3 protein-coding genes are annotated in these 3,560 nt (G+C 47.5%); all 3 read left to right on the top strand.

All coding sequences use genetic code 11. The features are described from left to right. Window positions 1–697 precede the first annotated feature (697 nt). On the top strand, window positions 698–1,075 hold the full coding sequence (locus PZA18_RS23610) for a hypothetical protein (RefSeq protein ID WP_284103351.1): 378 nt from the start codon (window positions 698–700) through the stop codon (window positions 1,073–1,075). A gap of 123 nt (window positions 1,076–1,198) precedes the next feature. Beyond that, window positions 1,199–1,576, top strand: a complete 378-nt coding sequence (locus PZA18_RS23605; protein ID WP_284103350.1) for a hypothetical protein — start codon at window positions 1,199–1,201, stop codon at window positions 1,574–1,576. Between the two features lie 3 nt (window positions 1,577–1,579). Continuing rightward, window positions 1,580–3,560 (top strand): calcium-binding protein (locus tag PZA18_RS23600; RefSeq protein WP_284103349.1); only part of this gene is annotated, 1,981 nt, incomplete at its 3' end.

Raw genomic sequence — 3,560 nt, 5'->3', positions numbered from 1 at the left:
GCAGCCTGGGACCTGCAACCGTTCCGTATCAACTTCGCCGAACCGGGGCTGTCTGGCTATTCACAGTTGGTGGATGCCCAGCCGATCAAGGTCAATGGCGAGGATATGGTTGAGCAGACCATTGCTCCCTAGCCGCCATTGCCATCCCGAGCTGCCACGGCGATAGCGGCCCGTTGGCCGTGGAAGGCAACAACAACAGCCAACACAATTCCCCACCACCAAGGCGCAGCAAGGGGCTTGATCCAGGTAACGCATACAGAAGAAAAATTTTATTTATCAAATACTTGAATCACATCGCCAGTGTAACTAAAATCCGCCCACTTTCTTCTGCACTACCATGAACCAAGCAATACCCCACCCATATCGGAGACAGCCTAAAGCGCAGCAGCACTGGGCTGCATAGGGGTGGAGAAGACAAGCCTGCAGTTTGTGATTGGATGAAGCTCGAATTGCCACCCGTATCGCTTAAGGGGTTCGAAGATGAAAATAAGGTTCCTGGTAGAAGAGCGGCTACTGAACACAATCAGCGTTCAGGCGTCGAGTCAAATGGCCACGCCAACCTCTCTCGTTTCAGATTTAGCCAAATTAACGACTTATTCGATATTACTTTCAAAGAGAAGGGTAGGGATTGCAGAACTTTTCTATACCTTGTTCTTGGGGAATCAAAAACAAAGTTTAATCAAATAAAGAGGCAAGAATGAAGAGATTGTTTTTTTTGGCTGTTTTGATGTCTTTGACTCAGCCCGCTTTCGCCGCTAAAGGTGTACTCAGTGCAGAAGGAATGACTCTCTTAACAAGTACAATCATACCTATTTTAATCAAAGAAAATTTTTGCTTAAATGAGAGTGACTGCTTGACCAGGCAAGTTGTTACTGCAAGTGGTAGCGACGATGACACTCTGGCCATATATTTTAATGGGGTTATTAGTCAGAGGGTAGCCAGAAAAATCCTGAAGGAAGTATTGACCTCTAAAGCTAAGGTTAGAAATTTGACTTTTTATAAAAGCAAATCTTTTAAAGACGGGCCTTTTTTTGGAAAACCCTTATTTAAATTTACAGACAACACCTGGGATTGATATATGACCGCGCCTGCCGCCACATCAATCACCGCACAACCCAGGTCCGATGAGTTATTTTCTTATGTTCTTATGCTCGAAGAGACGAAGCCAAAAGAATTTCCATAGATTCGGAGGAAGAAAATGAAAAAATTACTTGTTTTGATGGTACTGATGTCGCTGGCCCAACCTGCAATTGCCGCTAAAGGTGTGCTCAGCGCAGAAGGACTGGATCTTTTAAGAAATAAAATAGTTCCTATTTTGATTAGTGAAAATTACTGCACAAAAGCCGGGGATTGCTATAGCAGAAAGGTTGTCACCGCAAGCGGTAGCGACGATGGTACTTTGACCATGAATTTCAATGGCGTTATTAGTCAAAGAGTCGCCAGAAAAATTCTGCTGGAAGTATTGGCCTCCGAAGCCAAGGTTAGAAGCCTGACTTTTTATAAAAGCACTGCTTTTAAAGACGGGCCCTTTTTGGGAAGGCCCTTGTTTAAATTTACAGACAACACCTGGAATTGATTTATGACCGCACCCGCCGCCACGCCCATTACCGTACTACCCAAATCCGTTGAGCTATTTTCTTATGTTCTTACAGAGCAAGAAATGAAAGATCACGGGTTTTCAGCATTCATTCCACACACATTCTTGAAAATTACAGACGTAAACGGAAAGGAGACATTTGTCGGATTTGCCCCGACCGAGACCAAACTATGGAACGCCGGGAAAATATTTGACAATGATGGTCATGACGCGAATAACAGCTTAGGGCCTCTGACGCTGACGGAAGAGGAAGGCAAGCGACTACAGCAATATGTCAATGACTCCATTGCCACCCCCCCTTACTACACAATACCAGGCGGCTCACAATGCGCCGTCTGGGCATCCAATGGGGTTCTATATGCGAAGCATGGCGAAAAAGATATTATTCCTAGTAACTCTTCAACCATTGGGCCTATTACTTCCTTAATGGTCAATCCCTATGTTCTAGCAACTCACGGCGCCGTAATGGATACGACAAAGGCAGTTGTTACAACAGGTATGCATATAGCTGAAGGGTTAATGAGTATCCAATCTAGCGAATGGTTACAATCCAATTCAGATATTGTAAATAATCTAGATAAAGTTTCACTTATCTCTGCCATACTTAAATTTGCACCTAACGCAACGCCGATGCAGATAGAGGCAGTGATTGATGCCAGCGGAACCACAAATAACAAGAATAACCACGCAGCAAGCGCATTAAGTAAGTTATTTGGTTTGGGTGAGTTAAGCACCACAGCCAGCCATCAGGAATTCATCACCCGCCTTCAAGCACTAAATAAACTTCCCACATTTGCGCAGCCATTGAAATTCGAGCAACTCATTCCGAACGAAATGCTCAGCAAAGCCATGCAGGACTCAGAAATTGGATTGGCATATCGTTATGCTCTGCTGGAGGGTAATTCCTTTGCGATAATTGGATACGACTATTCATCTGATATCAAAGTAGCGCTTTCTATATATAACTCAGAAATAGAGACAGGTGAGATTACCGAGCAGTATTTATTGAATAGAGCTGAAATGCTCAGACTGCTTCTCGCCGCTTATGCCAACAATACTGACAGCGTTGATAGTAGTAATTCGAATGACCAGTGGGTTTATCGAGATCCCAGCAAGAAGCTAGCCGTCTCGGTCGGTGGGCATCCGACAGCAGTCCATAAAGTCCAGTTTGGCGGTGCCGAAGATGAATCCCTTACCGGTGGCGTCATGTCAGACAAATTCTTTGGGGGTGGCGGCAACGACACCCTAGACGGCGGTGCGGGCGCTGACTATCTGGAAGGCGGCAAGGGGCTGGATGTTCTCAAGGGGGGTGAAGGTAACGACACCCTGTTTGGCATGGCTGACAACGATACGCTGGACGGCGGTGCCGATGAAGACAGTCTGGATGGTGGCGCCGGTGCGGATTCGTTGACCGGTGGCTTGGCGCGCGACACCTTGCGTGGCGGTAGCGGCGATGATCAGCTGTATGGCGAAGAAGGTAACGATGCCTTGTATGGCGGTGCCGATAAGGACCAGCTCAACGGCGGCGCCGGTAACGACAGGCTGGAAGGTGGCGATGGTTTTGACACCTATTTTGTCGAGAAAGACCAAGGCAACGATGTTTTGTTAGACAGCGATGGCGTCGGTGGTATCGTTTTTTGCGGCACTGCTCTGACTGGTGGTCAGTCAAAGAACGGTGGTTCGGTCTTTACCGATGTCAACGACAGCCAGATTACTTACACGCTCACCAGCCCTTCAAACGGCAGCAGCGACCTGATTATCAAGCACGCCGGCACCGGCCAGACACTGACGGTGCAGAAGTTCACCAATGGCCAGCTCAGTATTGATCTGAAAGGTGGTGGCACCCCTACCGCACCCGTGGGCGGCACGCCCGGTAACGACTATCTCTATAACGCTACCACCATCGCCGGCGGCGATGGCAATGACTTTATCGTTGCCAGCAAGGGAACTGGCGACCTGAATG

The sequence above is a fragment of the Parachitinimonas caeni genome (genome assembly GCF_030129945.1).
Taxonomy (GTDB): Bacteria; Pseudomonadota; Gammaproteobacteria; order Burkholderiales; family Chitinimonadaceae; genus Parachitinimonas; species Parachitinimonas caeni.
The sequence above is the reverse complement of the archived record's forward strand: the minus strand, read 5'-3'. Positions and strand labels throughout refer to the sequence as shown.